At 62.3% G+C, this 16,842-nt stretch carries 15 protein-coding genes; 8 read left to right on the forward strand and 7 right to left on the reverse strand.

Annotated features, from left to right (window positions below):
* Window positions 1-99 precede the first annotated feature (99 nt).
* From tolB to folD, 8 genes are all read left to right on the forward strand, one after another.
* Window positions 100-1,398 (forward strand): Tol-Pal system beta propeller repeat protein TolB, encoded by a 1,299-nt coding sequence (tolB, locus tag LGQ03_RS12680; RefSeq protein ID WP_226748824.1) that lies wholly within the window; start codon window positions 100-102, stop codon window positions 1,396-1,398.
* 65 nt (window positions 1,399-1,463) lie between these two features.
* Window positions 1,464-1,982, forward strand: coding sequence for a peptidoglycan-associated lipoprotein Pal (pal, locus tag LGQ03_RS12685; RefSeq protein ID WP_226748706.1), 519 nt, complete (start codon window positions 1,464-1,466; stop codon window positions 1,980-1,982).
* On the forward strand, window positions 1,982-2,788 hold the full coding sequence (locus tag LGQ03_RS12690) for a tetratricopeptide repeat protein (protein ID WP_226748707.1): 807 nt from the start codon (window positions 1,982-1,984) through the stop codon (window positions 2,786-2,788). The genes pal and LGQ03_RS12690 overlap by 1 nt, the downstream gene beginning before the upstream one ends.
* Window positions 2,779-4,023, forward strand: a complete 1,245-nt coding sequence (tilS, locus tag LGQ03_RS12695) for a tRNA lysidine(34) synthetase TilS (RefSeq protein WP_226748708.1) — start codon at window positions 2,779-2,781, stop codon at window positions 4,021-4,023. The genes LGQ03_RS12690 and tilS overlap by 10 nt, the downstream gene beginning before the upstream one ends.
* 82 nt (window positions 4,024-4,105) lie before the next feature.
* On the forward strand, window positions 4,106-6,016 hold the full coding sequence (ftsH, locus tag LGQ03_RS12700; RefSeq protein WP_226748709.1) for an ATP-dependent zinc metalloprotease FtsH: 1,911 nt from the start codon (window positions 4,106-4,108) through the stop codon (window positions 6,014-6,016).
* Between the two features lie 66 nt (window positions 6,017-6,082).
* Entirely contained in the window at window positions 6,083-6,664 is a 582-nt protein-coding gene (locus LGQ03_RS12705) for an MOSC domain-containing protein (RefSeq protein ID WP_226748710.1), read from the forward strand.
* A gap of 96 nt (window positions 6,665-6,760) precedes the next feature.
* Window positions 6,761-8,437, forward strand: a complete 1,677-nt coding sequence (locus LGQ03_RS12710) for a formate--tetrahydrofolate ligase (RefSeq protein ID WP_226748711.1) — start codon at window positions 6,761-6,763, stop codon at window positions 8,435-8,437.
* A 72-nt stretch (window positions 8,438-8,509) separates the two neighbouring features.
* Window positions 8,510-9,388, forward strand: coding sequence for a bifunctional methylenetetrahydrofolate dehydrogenase/methenyltetrahydrofolate cyclohydrolase FolD (gene folD, locus LGQ03_RS12715; protein WP_226748712.1), 879 nt, complete (start codon window positions 8,510-8,512; stop codon window positions 9,386-9,388).
* Here folD and pdeM read toward each other — a convergent pair.
* The 7 genes from pdeM to LGQ03_RS12750 form a co-directional block, all read right to left on the reverse strand.
* On the reverse strand, window positions 9,333-10,028 hold the full coding sequence (pdeM, locus tag LGQ03_RS12720) for a ligase-associated DNA damage response endonuclease PdeM (RefSeq protein WP_226748713.1): 696 nt from the start codon (window positions 10,026-10,028) through the stop codon (window positions 9,333-9,335). The genes folD and pdeM overlap by 56 nt on opposite strands.
* A gap of 38 nt (window positions 10,029-10,066) precedes the next feature.
* Window positions 10,067-12,466: a ligase-associated DNA damage response DEXH box helicase gene (locus LGQ03_RS12725; RefSeq protein WP_226748714.1), complete on the reverse strand. Its 2,400-nt coding sequence runs from the start codon at window positions 12,464-12,466 to the stop codon at window positions 10,067-10,069.
* A 36-nt stretch (window positions 12,467-12,502) separates the two neighbouring features.
* The gene (locus LGQ03_RS12730) at window positions 12,503-13,813 is read right to left on the reverse strand and encodes an ATPase (RefSeq protein WP_090158552.1); all 1,311 of its coding nucleotides are present in this window, start codon (window positions 13,811-13,813) and stop codon (window positions 12,503-12,505) included.
* A 105-nt stretch (window positions 13,814-13,918) separates the two neighbouring features.
* The gene (locus LGQ03_RS12735) at window positions 13,919-14,413 is read right to left on the reverse strand and encodes a prepilin peptidase (RefSeq protein WP_226748715.1); all 495 of its coding nucleotides are present in this window, start codon (window positions 14,411-14,413) and stop codon (window positions 13,919-13,921) included.
* A gap of 2 nt (window positions 14,414-14,415) precedes the next feature.
* Window positions 14,416-15,255, reverse strand: a complete 840-nt coding sequence (locus LGQ03_RS12740; protein ID WP_226748716.1) for a tetratricopeptide repeat protein — start codon at window positions 15,253-15,255, stop codon at window positions 14,416-14,418.
* 26 nt (window positions 15,256-15,281) lie between these two features.
* Complete coding sequence (locus LGQ03_RS12745; RefSeq protein WP_090158555.1) at window positions 15,282-15,830, reverse strand: tetratricopeptide repeat protein; 549 nt, start codon at window positions 15,828-15,830, stop codon at window positions 15,282-15,284.
* Window positions 15,831-15,844: 14 nt separating this feature from the next.
* The gene (locus LGQ03_RS12750) at window positions 15,845-16,837 is read right to left on the reverse strand and encodes a type II secretion system F family protein (protein ID WP_226748717.1); all 993 of its coding nucleotides are present in this window, start codon (window positions 16,835-16,837) and stop codon (window positions 15,845-15,847) included.
* Window positions 16,838-16,842: the final 5 nt, after the last annotated feature.

Raw genomic sequence — 16,842 nt, forward strand, 5'->3', positions numbered from 1 at the left:
TTGCGCTGTTAACCTGCGCAGAATGACGCAAAAGGGCGGAAAACGCCCGTGGTTGAGGGATTGGGTATGACATTGAAGGCAGTTGTGATCGCGGGGCTGATGGCCCTTGCATCAATCGGGCAGACCTTGCCGGCGCTGGCGCAATCCGGCCCGCTGCGGTTGACCATCACCGACGGCGTGATCGAACCGTTGCCCTTTGCGGTGCCGACGTTCACCGCCGAAACACCGGGCGCAGAGGCGCTTGCCGCCGATATCAGCGGCCTGGTCGCGCAGGATCTGACGGGCACGGGGCTGTTTCGCGAAATCCCCGCCAGCGCCTATATCAGCCAGCTGGGCCCGTTTGGGACGCCACCCGCCTATCCGGACTGGCGCGCGATCAATGCACAGGCCGTCATCTCAGGTGCTGTTGCGGTGAACGGATCACAGTTGACCGTGAAATTCCGTCTCTATGACATCTTTACCGGGGCCGAACTGGGGCAGGGCCTGCAATTCGCCGGCACGACCCAGGGCTGGCGCCGCATGGCGCACAAGGTCGCCGATGCCGCCTATTCCCGCATCACGGGCGAGTCCGGCTATTTCGACAGCCGCGTCGTTTTCGTGAGCGAGGCAGGCCCCAAGGACAACCGCCTGAAACGTCTCGCGATCATGGATTACGACGGGGCGAACGTGCAGTTTCTGACCGACAGTTCGTCGCTGGTGCTGGCCCCGCGGTTTTCGCCCAACGGCGACCGTGTGCTCTATACCAGCTACGAATCGGGCTTTCCCCGGATCAACATTCTCGACGTGGGCTCTGTCTCGCAGCGACAGTTGCCGACGGCCCCCGGCGAAATGGCATTCAGCCCCCGGTTTTCGCGTGACGGCAGCCGGGTGATCTACAGCCTTGCGAATGGCGGCAACACCGATCTGTACATCGGTGACATCGGCAGCGGGGCATCGACCCGCCTGACCAGCGCACCGTCGATCGAAACCGCCCCCAGCTTCAGCCCCGACGGCAGCCAGATCGTGTTCGAGAGCGACCGGTCCGGTGGCAGTCAACTGTACATCATGTCCGCAAACGGTGGCGAACCACGCCGCATCAGCTTTGGCGACGGGCGCTATGGCACACCGGTCTGGTCGCCGCGTGGTGACCTCGTGGCCTTTACCAAGCAGAACGCGGGCCGGTTCCACATTGGCGTGATGCGCACCGACGGATCAGAGGAACGACTGCTGACCTCCAGTTTCCTGGACGAGGGGCCGACATGGTCCCCCAATGGTCGCGTGCTGATGTTCACCCGCGAAACACAGGGCGCATCAGGCACCAGCCAGCTGTATTCGGTAGATATTTCCGGGCGAAACCTGAAACCCGTACCGTTGCAGGGCGGGGCGTCAGACCCAGCCTGGGGCCCGCTGCAACCGTGATTCCCAAATACGCTGTCGCGTGATAGTCTGCGACCAAAGAGCGGTTCAACAAGGACATTGAAACAATGCACATCTTAACAAAAGTGGCCCTGATCGGCCTTGCGCTGGCGACATCTGCCTGCACGCGCCCGGACCGTTTCGGCGGGATGGACCCGCTGACGGGCAGCGGCGTGGACGCCAATGCCGCAGGTGCCGCGACCGGGGCCTCTGACCCGCGCAGCCCCGAATTCTTTCAGCAGACCATCGGCGACCGCGTGCTGTTCGTCGTCGATTCCAGCACATTGACTCCGCAGGGCATTGCCACGCTGGACGGGCAGGCCGGCTGGTTGCAGACCAACGCCGACTACCTCGCCATCATCGAAGGCCACGCGGACGAACAGGGCACACGCGAATACAACCTGGCACTGGGCGCGCGGCGCGCCAACGCCGTGCGCGAATACCTGATCTCGCGCGGCATTTCGGCCAACCGCCTGCGGACCGTCAGCTACGGCAAGGAACGCCCGGTCGAGGTCTGCTCGAACGAGGCATGTTATGCCCAGAACCGCCGTGCGGTGACGGTCATCTCGATCGGACAGCTCAGCTGATGCGGGCGCTGGCGTTTGTCCTCGCACTCGCCGCGGGTCCGGCGCTGGCGCAGGACGCGACCCTTGCCGACATCCGGCAGCAGTTGACCGTGCTTTACGGTGACATCGAGGCGCTGCGCGGTGAATTGTCGGCCAGCGGTGCGCTGTCGACCGGTGTGGCCGGCAGCACCCCGCTTGATCGTCTGAACGCGATCGAGGCCGAGTTGCAGCGCCTCACCTCCAAGACCGAAGAGCTGGAGTTCCGGGTCAACCGGATCACCGTGGACGGCACCAACCGTGTCGGTGATCTGGAATTCCGCCTGTGCGAACTCGAACCGGCCTGCGATATCGCGTTGCTGGGCGATACACCGTCACTGGGCGGCGTGGATTCGGCGGCCAATATCCCGGTGCCTGCCGCACCTGTGGCGCAGGCCCCCGACCTTGCCTTGGGCGAACAGCAGGATTTCGAGGCCGCACAACAGGCGCTGGCCGCGGGTGATTTCCAGATGGCTGTCGATCGGCTGGCAGCCTTTGGCAACACCTATCCCGGTTCACCGCTCGAGGTGCAGGCCAACATCGCACTGGGTCAGGCGCAGGCAGGTCTGGGTCAGAATGGCGAGGCGGCACGCGCCTATCTGGCCGCGTTTTCTGCCGAACCAGAAGGTCCCTTTGCGCCCGAGGCGCTGTTCCGGCTGGGGCGCGCACTGGGTGATGTGGGACAAATCCCCGATGCCTGCGTCACGCTTGCAGAGGTCGGTGTGCGGTTCCCCAACAGCACCTATGTCGCCGAAGCGAACAGCGCGCGCGGCCTGCTGGGATGCACCTGACAGGTCTGCCTGACCGCTTTGCCGGTGAAATGGGGCATTTGCTGGGACCTGATTTCCCGGATGCCATTGGTGTTGCCGTGTCAGGCGGCGGCGACAGCATGGCGCTGTTGCACCTGGCCGCTGGTTGGGCGCGGATTTTTGGCGTGTCGATGTCGGTCGTCACGGTCGATCACGGCCTGCGCGACGCCAGCGCATCAGAGGCCGCAATGGTTGCCGATGAATGCGCGACGCTTGGCGTTGCGCACGATATCTTGCAGTGGAAATGGGATGGGAACGGTAACCTTCAGGATGCGGCGCGCAATGGCCGCCGGGCGCTGATCGGCGCGTGGGCGCAGGGTCGCCCGGTCCTGTTGGGGCATACCCGCGACGATCAGGCCGAAACGCTGCTGATGCGGCTCGCACGTGGATCAGGCGTCGACGGTCTTGCGGCGATGGCGGGTCTGCGCGGCGCGGGGGACTGGCAGATCGTGCGCCCGATGCTGCACCTGGGGCGTGAAGAATTGCGCCACTATCTCAAGGTTTTGAACATTCCCTTTGTCGATGATCCGACCAACGACGATGCGACCTACGCGCGGGTTCGCATGCGACACCTCATCGGGCAAGAGGGGCTGGATACGGTGCGGTTGGCCAATACGGCGCAGGCCATGGCCCGTGCGCGCGTGGCATTGGCCGCGCGGGCCCATGATGCCGCAACCGCGATGATGCGGCCAACGACGCAGGGTTGCATTGCACTGGACCGCGACGCGCTGACCCGGATCGAGGCTGAAACGCAGTTGCGGATCCTGGCCGGTGCAATTGGTGCGGTTGCGGGCGCCGTCTATCGGCCAAGGCTCTCGGCCTTGACACAGACACTGGACAGGGTGCTGGCTGGCGGCACGACCACACTTCAGGGCGCGATCCTCGTGCCCAAAGGTGCCCAACTGTTCGTCGCGCGAGAGTATCAGGCCGTCGCGGATCATCAGGTCCCTGCCCACAGCGGTGATCTGTGGGACGGGCGCTGGATGCCGGTCGGGCAGGGCCTGACAGGTGCTGTGCTGCGTGCGCTGGGGGCGGACGGTTTACAGCAAATCACGGTGCGGCCTGAGGACGCGGCCCCCCGTGCCTGCCTGCTGGGCCTGCCGTCGATCTGGGCAGGTGATCGCCTTATCGCTTGTTCTGCCTTGGATTTCGGCACGGATGCCGGGGTCAAAGACCAGATACGCGGAAGTTTTCCGCAATCCCTCCTTGTGCATTGAAGATAAGCGCAGAACCTCTATTTTAAGTCCATCGTGACGCCGTCCCGCGCGTCGCACCATTCGCCGTCGGAGGAGCCTCGTTTTGGGCAACGCACGTAATATTGTATTTTGGGTCGTTCTGTTCCTGCTGGTCCTGACGCTGTTCAACCTGTTCAGCAACCCGGCAACCAGCGCCAGCAACACCAAGAGCTATTCCGAATTCGTCAGCGCCGTTGAAAACGACGCGGTCGCCAGCGTCACGCTGGATGGCGAACAGGTTCGCTATCGCGGAACCGACGGGCGCGACTATGTCACGATCCGTCCCGGCGACGCCGAAGTGACCAACCTGCTGATCGCGCAGGACATTCCCGTCACCGCACAAAGCCAGGAACAGTCCGGTCTGCAATCCTTTCTGATTGGTCTGCTGCCCTTTGTGCTGCTGATCGGTGTCTGGATCTATTTCATGAATCGGATGCAGGGCGGCGGCAAAGGCGGTGCGATGGGCTTTGGCAAATCCAAGGCCAAGCTGCTGACCGAAAAGCATGGCCGCGTCACTTTTGACGAGGTTGCAGGCATCGACGAGGCCAAGGACGAGCTTGAAGAGATTGTCGAATTCCTGCGCAATCCGCAGAAGTTCAGCCGTCTGGGCGGCAAGATTCCCAAGGGTGCGCTGCTTGTCGGACCTCCGGGCACTGGTAAAACGCTGCTGGCGCGTGCCATCGCAGGCGAGGCTGGCGTGCCCTTCTTCACGATCTCGGGCTCTGATTTCGTCGAAATGTTCGTCGGTGTGGGTGCATCCCGCGTCCGCGACATGTTCGAACAGGCGAAAAAGAACGCGCCCTGCATCGTGTTTATCGACGAAATCGACGCCGTGGGCCGGTCCCGTGGCGCAGGATACGGCGGCGGGAACGACGAACGCGAACAGACGCTGAACCAGCTGCTGGTCGAAATGGACGGTTTCGAGGCGAACGAGGGTATCATCATCATCGCCGCCACCAACCGTCCCGACGTGCTGGACCCCGCGCTGCTGCGTCCCGGTCGCTTTGACCGTCAGGTGCAGGTGCCGAACCCCGACATCAAGGGCCGCGAGAAGATCCTTGGCGTACATGCCCGCAAGGTGCCGCTTGGCCCCGATGTCGATTTGCGCATCATCGCACGCGGTACGCCCGGTTTCTCTGGTGCGGATCTCGCGAACCTGGTGAACGAAAGCGCGCTGATGGCTGCGCGTGTTGGTCGCCGCTTTGTCACCATGACGGATTTCGAATCCGCCAAGGACAAGGTGATGATGGGGTCGGAACGTCGGTCCATGGTCATGACCGAGGACGAGAAAAAGCTGACAGCCTACCACGAGGCCGGCCATGCCGTCGTCGGGTTGAACGTGCCGCAGCATGATCCCATCCACAAGGCGACGATCATTCCCCGCGGTCGCGCGCTGGGTCTGGTGCTGTCCCTGCCGGAACGCGACCAGCTGAGCGTCAGCTGGACAAAATACACCTCGAAAATCGCGATGGCGATGGGTGGCCGCGTTGCCGAAGAGCTGGTCTTTGGTAAGGAAAACGTAACCTCTGGCGCCGCGTCGGACATCCAGCAGGTGTCGAAAATCGCGCGCGCCATGGTCACGCAGTTTGGCTACGCCGAAGAGTTGGGTTTCGTTGATTACGCCAACGAACAGTCCAGCTATCTGGGCAACTACGGCGGTGGCACCAACCACTCTGCCGATACGCAAAAGATCATCGACGACAAGGTCAAGGAACTGGTGCAGACGGGCTATGAAACGGCCAAGCGTATCCTGACCGAAAAACGCGACGATCTGGAACGTCTGGCGCAGGGGCTGTTGGAATACGAAACCCTGACCGGCAACGAGATTACGCGCGTCATCGCCGGTGAAACGCTGAACCGTGGCGAGGACATGGATGATACGCCCCCGTCGGGTGGCAATGCGATCCCGTCAGTGCCAAAGATCAAGAAAAAGCCAAGCGGTGACAGCGGTATGGAACCAGAACCTACCGCGTGATCCGGACAAAGCTGAAGGCCCCGCGCGGATCGTGCGGGGCCTTTTTCTACGGGGCAGGGGGATGAAATGCCGCAACTGGTCAAAACAGAACACACGGGGCGCATCGTCTGGATGGGGCGGGTGCCGCACCGTGATCGGGCGGAAATCGCAGGCCAGCCCGTCACAACCATGGATCTGGATTTTTCGGGTGCCGTGGGAGAGGTACACGCCGGTCTGACCCGGCCAAGCTGCGTGCGCGTGACGACGCAGTATCCCAAGGGCACCGAAATCCGCAACGTGCGGCAGGTTTCCATCGTCAGTGCCGAAGAACTTGCGTTGATTGCGGATGATCTGGGGCTGGAACAGGTCGATCCGGCCTGGCTGGGCGCATCGCTTGTCATCGAGGGGATCGCCGATTTCAGCCATATCCCGCCTTCTGCCCGCCTTCAGTCACAAGACGGCACAACGCTGACCGTCGATATGCAGAATGCGCCGTGTACGCTGGTGGCCAAAACCATCGAAGAGGCGCGCCCCGGCCACGGCAAGGGGTTCAAGGCCGCCGCAAAAGGACGGCGCGGTGTAACCGCATGGGTCGAACGCCCCGGCCGTCTGGCCATGGGCGATGTCATCACGCTCCATGTCCCGAACCAGCGGGCATGGCGACCCTGAACCGACGCTTTTTCAGGCGGATCTGTCGGAAAACAGACGCTTTTGCTGTGCACCCTGCTTAGGCTGCAAGGAACGCAGTTCAGTGAAAGGCCCGCCATGACCGATATGTCCGACATTGCCATCGCCCGCGCCGCTCGGAAATTGCCGATCCAGCAGATTGGCGCAAAGCTTGGGATCGGCCCGGACGATCTGGTGCCCTACGGCCATGACAAGGCAAAGGTCGGCCAAACCTTTATCGACAGCGTGCAGGACAGACCCGATGGCAAACTGATCCTTGTCACCGCGATCAACCCGACCCCCGCAGGCGAAGGCAAGACGACGACGACCGTGGGGCTGGGTGACGGCCTGTGCGCCATCGGCAAACGGGCTGCGATCTGCATCCGCGAGGCGTCATTGGGCCCCTGTTTCGGAATGAAGGGTGGTGCCGCAGGTGGCGGCTATGCGCAGGTCATCCCGATGGAGGACATGAACCTGCATTTCACGGGGGATTTCCACGCCATCACCAGCGCCCACAACCTGTTGGCGGCAATGATCGACAACCACATCTACTGGGGCAATGCGCTGGATATCGACATCCGCCGTATCGTCTGGCGCAGGGTGATGGACATGAACGACCGGGCGCTGCGGCAGGTCAACGTATCGCTGGGCGGTGTGTCGAATGGGTTTCCGCGCGAAACCGGGTTCGACATCACCGTGGCGTCCGAGGTCATGGCGATCCTCTGTCTGGCGCGCAATCTGGACGATCTGCAACGACGTCTGGGCGACATCATCGTGGCCTATACCCGCGACCGGACCCCCATCACCTGCCGCCAGATCAAGGCGGATGGTGCAATGACGGTGCTGCTGAGAGACGCGATGCAGCCAAACCTGGTGCAGACCCTCGAAAATAACCCGGCCTTTGTTCACGGTGGTCCCTTTGCCAACATCGCACATGGCTGCAATTCTGTGACCGCGACCACGACCGCGCTCAAGCTTGCGGATTATGTCGTGACAGAGGCCGGTTTCGGGGCCGATCTGGGGGCGGAAAAGTTTCTGAACATCAAATGCCGCAAAGCTGGGTTGTCGCCCGCAGTCGTCGTGCTGGTCGCCACGGTGCGTGCCATGAAAATGAACGGCGGTGTCGCCAAGGGTGAACTGGGTCTTGAAAACGTCGCCGCCGTGCAGGCGGGCTGCGCGAACCTTGGCCAGCATATCGCCAATGTGCAGGGTTTCGGGGTGCCGGTCGTGGTGGCGATCAACCATTTCAGCGGCGACACGCAGGCCGAAATCGACGCGGTCACGGCCTATGTTGCGGGTCAGGGATCAGAGGCGATCCTGTGTCGCCACTGGGCCGAGGGATCAGATGGAACCCGCGATCTGGCCACCCGCGTGGCCGCCATCGCGGATGCCGGGACGGCGCGTTTCCAGACGCTCTATCCTGACGATATGCCCTTGCTGGACAAGATCGAGACAATTGCGACCCGCATCTACCGCGCCGATGGCGTCGCAGCGGACGCCAAAATCCGCGCGCAGCTGACACAATGGGAGGCGCAGGGATTCGGCCACCTGCCGATCTGCATGGCGAAAACACAATATTCGTTCAGCACGGACCCCGACCTGCGCGGCGCGCCACGCGGACACACCGTCCCCATCCGCGAGGTGCGCCTGTCCGCCGGGGCCGGTTTCATCGTTGCGATCTGCGGTGATATCATGACAATGCCCGGCCTGCCGCGCGTTCCCGCGGCTGAATCCATCGGATTGAACGCCAGAGGCGAAATCGAGGGTTTGTTCTGACGCCGTCCGGCGCTATTGCCCCCGTAAAGGGGACAAGGCGCCCCGCCCACCGTCCCAAGCAGAGGTGATGACATGACGGCGACCGTGATTGATGGAAAGGCATTTGCCGCAAAGGTGCGCGCAAAGGTCGGCACCCATGTGGCGCGACTGAAGGACGAACACGGGATCACCCCCGGCCTCGCGGTGGTGCTGGTCGGTGAAGACCCTGCCAGTCAGGTCTACGTCAAGATGAAGGGCAAGATGACCAAGGAGGTCGGCATGCTGTCGCTGGAATACCGCCTGAATGCGGATGCAGCCGAGGATGACGTGTTGCGTCTGGTCGCGGACCTGAACGCCAATCCAGAGGTGCACGGCATCCTCGTGCAACTGCCACTGCCAAAACACATGGAAGAGGCCAAGGTTCTGGCAGCGATCGACCCCGCCAAGGATGTCGACGGCTTTCACATCTCGAATGTCGGTCTGCTGGCCACCGGGCAAAAGGCGATGATCCCATGCACGCCGCTGGGGTGTCTCATGATGCTGCGTGACCATCACGGTGATCTGTCGGGCATGAATGCTGTGGTTATTGGCCGGTCCAACATCGTGGGCAAGCCGATGGCGCAACTGCTGCTGGGCGACAGCTGCACCGTGACCATCGCCCATTCGCGGACCCGTGATCTGGCCGAGGTGGTGCGCCGTGCCGATATCGTCGTGGCCGCCGTCGGACGGCCCAGGATGGTTGGGGCCGGTTGGATCAAACCGGGGGCCACGGTCATCGACGTGGGCATCAACCGCACGGACGATGGTCTGGTTGGGGACGTGGATTATGCGCCCGTGGCAGAGGTCGCAGGGGCGATCACGCCCGTGCCCGGTGGTGTCGGCCCGATGACCATCGCCTGCCTGCTTGCCAACACGGTTACGGCCTGCTGCCGCGCAAACGACCTGGCGGAACCGGACGGGTTGACGGCGTAACCGGGACGGCAATCGCGCGCTTGCCGGTCAGCACCGCGCAGGGCCGATCGAACAACGCTGCCAACACGGGATCGGTCGCACGCAGACCGCCCGTGTAGGCCCCAAACGCCGGCAAGATCAGCCGGTTGCGGTCGAACAGGAAACAGGGTCGCGCGGACCCCGCGCCGGGGATTGCGTATTTCGGGTGGTAGTGGCCTGATACCTCGCCCGGCTGTGCCGTGGCGATGTGCCGAAAGACCAGTGGGCCGCAGTGATAGGCGGCCAGATGTGTGCCACCGAATTCCACCGGGCCGGGGTCGTGGTTGCCTTCGATCCAGATCCACTGGCGACCCGCCTGCATCGCTGTCAGGCTGCCCGCATCCTCGGCTGACAGGGTTTCTGCCGCCAGCAAGTCATCGAAACTGTCGCCCAGGCAGATGACCGTCGTCGGATCACAGGCGGTGATATCAGCGGCCAGACGCGCAAGCGTCTCGCGCGTCTCGTAGGGGGGCAGCATCTGGCCAGAGCGTCGCGCCACCCGGTCGGATTTGCACAGATGCAGGTCCGACACGCACAACAGACGCTGATCCGGCCACCACAGCGCACCCGATGGCAGGGCGCGCAGCGTGGTGTCGCAAAAGGTCAAGGTGTAGGCGTTCATGGTCCGTTCCTGCCGCGCTTTGTCGGGCGATGCAAGCGCTAGAGATCGGCCAGACCGGCGTCCCGCATCAGTTGTGCCGCGGTGTCTTCCATCAGGCGTTCGGCACCCGCGCCCTTGATCGGGATGCGGCCCATTTCCAGCAACATCGGCGCTGCCAGCGGGGTCGGGCGGTTCAGCGTGACGTGATCGACACGGCCTGCGGTACGCGTCAGCATTTCCTCGATCCGGCCAAAATCCACGAGGCCGCGCAGCGCCTCTTCGCGGGTGATCTGCAACATCAGGTGGTCGGGATCGTATTTTGCCAGCGTGTCATATAGGATGTCGGACGAAAATGTCGCCTGCCGCCCTGATTTGCGGGCCTGCGGCAGATTGCGCTGGATCAGCCCCGCAATGGTGGCCGAGGCGCGAAAGGTGCGTTTCATCACCGCATTGCCGCCCAGCCAGTCATTGAACCCGTCCAGCATCGCATCGCGGTCGAACAGCGGCGCAGGATCGGTCACGGGATTCAGGCCCCAAACCAGCGTTGCGTAGTCGGTCGCGACAAACCCGAGAGGATCGAGACCTTCTTCTTCCATGCGTTTGGTCAGCAGCAGACCCAGCGTTTGTTGCGCGTTGCGTCCGGCAAAGCCGTAGAAACAGGTATGTGCGCGATCGTTGTGTGGAAAGGATTCGACCAGAATGCGATCGGCCTCGGGCAGTTTGGACACCCGACGCTGCATGTGCAGCCAATCGGACGTGTGGCCGGGCAGTTGCGGCCAGTCGTCCTGCTGGAACATGCGCAGCACGCGCTGTGACAATTGCGTGGATGTGGCGAATTTGGTGCCCATGAATGTCGCGATCTTGGGCGGCTTGTCGGCGCGGCGCGTCACCTCGACACTGACCTCGCGGAGGCCTTCGTAACGGACGATTTCGCCGCCGATCAGGAATGTGTCGCCCTTGGTCAGCTGCGCGGCAAAGGCCTCTTCGACCTCGCCCAATGGCTTGAACCCGCCCTTCAGCCGCACCTTGAGCCGGTCGGCGTCCTGAATGGTGCCGATGTTCATGCGGATATCGCGGGCGGCACGCGGGTCGCGCAGATACCATAACCCATCGCGCAGCAGCAGCCGTTTCCAGCGGTCGTAGGCGCGCAGGGCGTAACCGCCAGTTGCGCAGAAATCGAGGCAATCATCGAATTCCGCTCGTGTCAGACTGGCGAATGCGCCGACCGTCCGCACCTCGGCAAACAGGTCGTCGGCGTCAAAGGGGCCGGCGCAGGCGCGGATCAGAATGTGCTGACACAGAACGTCGCGCGGACCCGCCCCTTTGGGGTCGCCGTCCAGATCATGCGCCCGCGCGGCCTCGAGTGCGGCCACACATTCCACGACCTCGAACCGGTTCGCGGGCACCAGCAGCGCCTTTGATGGGGCGTTGTAGCGATGGTTTGCACGTCCGATCCGCTGGATCAGGCGTTTGACGTTTTTCGGCGCGCCAATCTGGATCACCAGATCCACGTCGCCCCAGTCGATGCCCAGATCCAGACTGCCCGTGCAGACAATCGCTCGCAAATCGCCGCGCTCCATCGCAGATTCGACCTTTTCCCGCTGGGCACGGTCCAGACTGCCGTGGTGGATGCCGATGGGCAGATCGGTGTCGTTGGCCAGCCAGAGGTTGTGAAAAAACAGCTCTGCCTGCGCGCGGGTATTGTGAAAAATCAGTGTCGTCTTGTGCTGTTTGACCTGTTCCAGCACCGCCGGGATCGCATGGCGGGCGTTGCCGCCGGACCAGGGCGGACGTTCCTGGGTCACCAGCATCGCGATATCGGGGTCGGGGCCGGGATCAGCATAAAGGATTTCGCAAGGATCAGGATGACAGGCGAGGCCATGAGCGATGGCGGCGGGGTCCTCGACCGTGGCGGACAGTCCGACGCGTCGCAGGTTCGGGCACATTGCCTGCAAGCGCGACAGCGCCAGCATCAGCTGATCGCCGCGTTTGGATTCCGCCAGTGCGTGAATTTCGTCCACCACGATACGTTGCAGCCCCGCGAACATACGCGGCGCGTCCTCGTAGGATGTCAGCAAGGCCAGGCTTTCCGGTGTGGTCAGCAGGATGTGCGGAGGGTCGGCACGCTGGCGTTTCTTGGCGGTGGCGGTCGTGTCGCCCGTGCGGTCCTCCACCCGGATCGGCAGGCCCATCTCATCGATCGGGGTGCGCAGGTTGCGCTTGATATTCGCGGCCAGCGCCTTCAACGGCGAGACATAGAGCGTATGCAATCCATCGTGTCCGCCGTCCGCCAGTTCCGCCAATGTGGGCAGAAACCCCGCGAGGGTCTTGCCGCCACCGGTCGGCGCGATCAGCAGCAGCGACGGGGCATCGGCGCGGTCCAGCATATCCTGCTGGTGCGGATGCACGGACCAGCCGCGCGCTGCAAACCAATCATGAAAGACAGGGGGGAGGTTCATCCACCCTAGGTGTAGCGCAGGCGGCCCGTCGTCAAGTCAGCGGACGATATCCTCGTCCTTGACGAACATATTGGCCCAGGCGCGGTCCATCAGTTCAGGCGTCATCTGATAGGGGATGCCCTCGAATTCGCAGATCGCGATCATCTGGTCGATCAGGAATACGGGCTGATAGTTCGCATAGACGTTGTCGATCGTCGGGTAGAGGTTGTTCAGCAGATGCAGCAGCGTGCCCTCATCCAGCGGCATCTTTTTCTTGCGCGCGACAAGCGAGAAGATCTTTAGGAAATCAGACTGGCTGGGGCCGTCGATCTTGATCTTGTAGAAAATCCGGCGCAACGCGGCTTGGTCGAAAATCGCGTTGGGGTGAAAGTTGGTGGAAAAGATCACCAGCGTATCGAACGGCACCTCGAATTTTTCGCCCGATTGCAGTGCCAGGATATCCTTGTTTTCCTCCAGCGGGACGATCCAGCGGTTGACCAGCGCCTGCGGCGGTTCGGCCTGACGGCCAAGGTCGTCGACGATGAAGATGCCGCCCGTCGATTTCATCTGCAGCGGTGCCTGATACGTTCGCGCGACGGGGTTGTAGACCAGATCCAGCATGTCCAGCGACAATTCACCCCCCGTGATGACCGTGGGACGTTCGCACCGCACATAGCGCGTGTCGAACATGCCCGTCGTGCGGCGCAAGGAATTAGGATCCTGTTCATCGGCCTCGGCCTGCGAATGCACGATGGGGTCATAGACCGAAATGATCTGGCCCGAATATTCCACGGCACGCGGGACATAGATCTTGTCCCCCATGGCGTCGCGAATCCCGTTCGAGATGGATGATTTCCCGTTGCCCGGCGGGCCATACATCAGGATCGACCGGCCGGAACTGACGGCAGGACCCAGGTTCCCGATCAGCGCGGGCGGCAGGATCAGGTGGCCCATCGCGCCGGTCAACTGGTCGCGGGTGACCTGGATATTGCGGATCGACTGGCGTTTGATCTGTTCGTGATAGACCGACAGCGGCACCGGCATCGCACCGTAGTATTCTGACTGGGACAGCGCCTCGTTCGCGCGGTTGCGGCCTGCGTCGGTCAGTTGGTAGCCCATCTCAGACCCCGATGACGCCGACAGCGTGCCGGTCGCCTCGAGAAGCAGCTGGCTGCGGGCGATGTCGATCAGTTCCTGTGTGACGTTGATCGGCAGGCAGATGACCTTGGCGATGGCGGCCGCCTCGGTCAGGTTGGTGCGGAACATCGACTTGATCAGGATGTCGCGCATCATCGGCAGCGCCAGCTTCATCTCGCTCAGCGTTTTGGGGCGGGGTGGCGCGACGACGCCGGAAACTTGCATGTTCATTGGATGACCCTGGCTGCTGGCAGGGTCGCATCCCCGCCTATGGGTCAATGCATGGCGAGGCTTTATGGCCGAATGATGGACAAATTCGTGTCAGGCTGGGGCAGATCAGCCGCCAAAGGCCGCCAGTCCCAGATACAGCGTCAGCGCCATCGCCAACGGCAAGCCCATCGGGAAACGATTGCCAGATGTCCAGCTTTCCCAATGGGGATAGCGGGCGCGCAAGGGGGTCAGACGCAGCAGACGGTGCAGGATGATCCCGATGATCATGCAGGCCGACAGCATCAGCATCATCGCGCTGATATCGCCGGCCGCGACCATCGGCGCAACGGCGGCCATGAATTTCGCGTCACCCGCCCCCAGCCAGCCTGTCATGTTCAGCAAGATGCCGATCACCAGCATCACGACCAGATGCAGGTAGTTCCACAGATAGACGTCCAGTGGCAATGCGACCAATCCCAGCACGGCATAGGCCGCGAACAGGGCCAGCACGGCCTTGTTCGGGATTTTCATGGTCGAGACGTCCCTGAACGCGACCCAGATCGAAATCGGGATGGCGGGTATCAGGAACAGCAGCGCGGCGGTCGTAGGCAGGGCCAACATGATCACGCCTCAAGCGCGCGCAGCGAACGGGCGGCTTCCTCAAAGTGCTGGGGATGTGTGTCGATCGCTTCGGTCAACAGACCCTTGCCGATGGTCAGATCGTTCTGTTTGATCGCCGTCAGGGCCATCGTGTACAGCAATTGCGCGCGTTCCACCTGCGTCATCGGAATGACGGGCAGGTCATAGCGGCGCTGCGCCCCGCGGGCCAGCACCAGATTGTTTTTCGCGGTGAACATCGTGCTGTCCTGACGCAACGCGTCGGTGAACAGGCGTTCGGCACCCGCGTAATCGCCGCGCGTCAGCTTGGAAAAGCCCCAGTTGTTGATCACGCCGGCGGGTGTCGTCGTCAGACCGGCAGCGGTCTGATAGAATGAATCGGCCTTGTCCCACTGTTTCTTGCTGTCGGCGACCATGGCCTCCAGCTTGTAGCGGTCGAATGTTTCGTGGGTGGGCGGGATCGCATTCAGCGTGGCAGCGGCGGCGTCCCACTGGTTGGCGCGGATCTGCGCATCTGCGAGGTTCACGCGGTCATCGCTGTTGGATTGGGGATGGGCAATCACGTTGTTCCATGCGGTGATCGCCTCGGTGGCGCGACCGGCCCGGACCAGCGATTTCGCCAGTCCCCGCATCAGGTCGACCCGGCCCGGATCATTGGCATTGGCCCCGGCAAAATAACGGACGGCCTCTTCGGGATCACCGACGGTCAGCATCACGTCATTCAGATTGGTTTCGTCGACGACGTTCAGATCCTGGAGGGCGCGTTGCACTTCGGCATCGCCGTTCTTGGCGCAAGCCGACAGGACAAGTGTCCCGGCCAGGGCGATCAGAATAGGGTGGCGCATTTTTTGCGTCCTTTGCTGCTACTGCCTCAGAGCGGTTCGACGGTCACACCATCGTCCCTGACGACCAGTTGAAACTGGTTCTGTTGGCTGTCAGCGTAAATCGCGCCATCGCGTTTGGCGAGCGCCAAGGCCAAGTTCTGGCGAATAGCGTCCGAATTCCCGTTATCCGTGGCAAAAGCGCGACGGAAAACCTCGGCGGCTTCGGCGAATTTGCCCTGTTCCATCAGCAGAACGCCCAGATTGTTCCAGGCCGGTGGGAAATCTGGGGCATCTTCTGCGGCGCGGCGCAACAGGTCTTCGGCCTGACCCAGGCGGCCCAATCGCAGGTTGGCGGACCCCAGTGCCGACAATGTATCGACGTTCAGGCCATCGCGTGCGGCGGCGCGGGTATAGGCGCGCAGGGCCAATTCGTATTCCCCGGCGGCCATCAGGCGGTGGCCGACCACCAGCCCGTCGGTTTCCGCCTCACCGGCAATACCGGGCGCGAAAACCGGCTGTTCGGGTTCATCGAAAAATCCGCAACCGGTCATCAGGAAACACAGACCCGCCAGTGCCAAACTGCGCCAACCGATCATGTGTCCTGTTCCTCTTAGCCGCCAGCAGATCCCAGAATGTCACCCATGGCGTAAACCGAGGGTCCGATCAAGATGAGCAGTAGCGGCGGCACCGTCAACATCATCGTGGCCAGCGTCATCTTGGTCGGCAGCTTGTTTGCCTTTTCCTCGGCCCGCATCACACGTTTGTCGCGCATTTCACCGGCATAGACGCGCAAGGCGTCGGCGATGGATGTACCGAATTGCTGGCTCTGGATCAGGACGGTCACGAAACTGGTGATGTCCGGCGTGCCGCAGCGTTCGGCCATGTCGCGCATGACCGCTTCCTTGTCCTTACCGGCCTTCAGTTCCTGCGACACCATTTCGTATTCGCCAGCCAGATCGGGAAAACCCGATTTCATTTCGCGGGCGACGCGCATGATCGACTGATCCAGCGATTGACCGGCCTCGACGCAGACCAGCATCAGGTCGAGACTATCGGGAAACCCGTCTTCGATGTTCTGCTGTCGCGTCGCCTGACGGCGGGTGATCCAGTACATCGGGAACATGTAGCCGGCAAAACCGGGGATCACGATCATGAATGCCACGGCCTGACCAGTCAGCTCTTCGTTGGTGAGCGAGTCGAGATAGGCATAGATACAGCCCAAGATCAGACCGATAATCCCCAGGGCAAACTTTGCAAAATGAAAATTGCGCACCGCGTTGCGGCTCTTGTAGCCCGCCTGAAGCAGCTTCAACTTCATCGCGGAATAGGCTTCCTCGTCTTGGGGTTCGAGGAAGGTCGCGTATTTCTCCAGCTGATCCTTTTTCTTTTCCTCGCGCAGACGCTGTCTTTTGTTGTCTGACTTGTCGGGCTTGGGTGGCTGGTTCGCTGCCTTGAGTCGATCCAGCGGGTCCTCTTCCTTTTTCAACAGGACCGGCAACGTTGCGACGATCATGGTAAAACCAATGGCCCCGACCAGCATCACCAGACCAAAGGGGCCCAGCATTTCGGTGATCATGGTATTCGCGTATTCCAGAAAACTCATGTCAG

It is taken from the genome of Loktanella gaetbuli, assembly GCF_020531945.1.
In the GTDB taxonomy this organism is placed as follows: Bacteria; Pseudomonadota; Alphaproteobacteria; order Rhodobacterales; family Rhodobacteraceae; genus Loktanella; species Loktanella gaetbuli.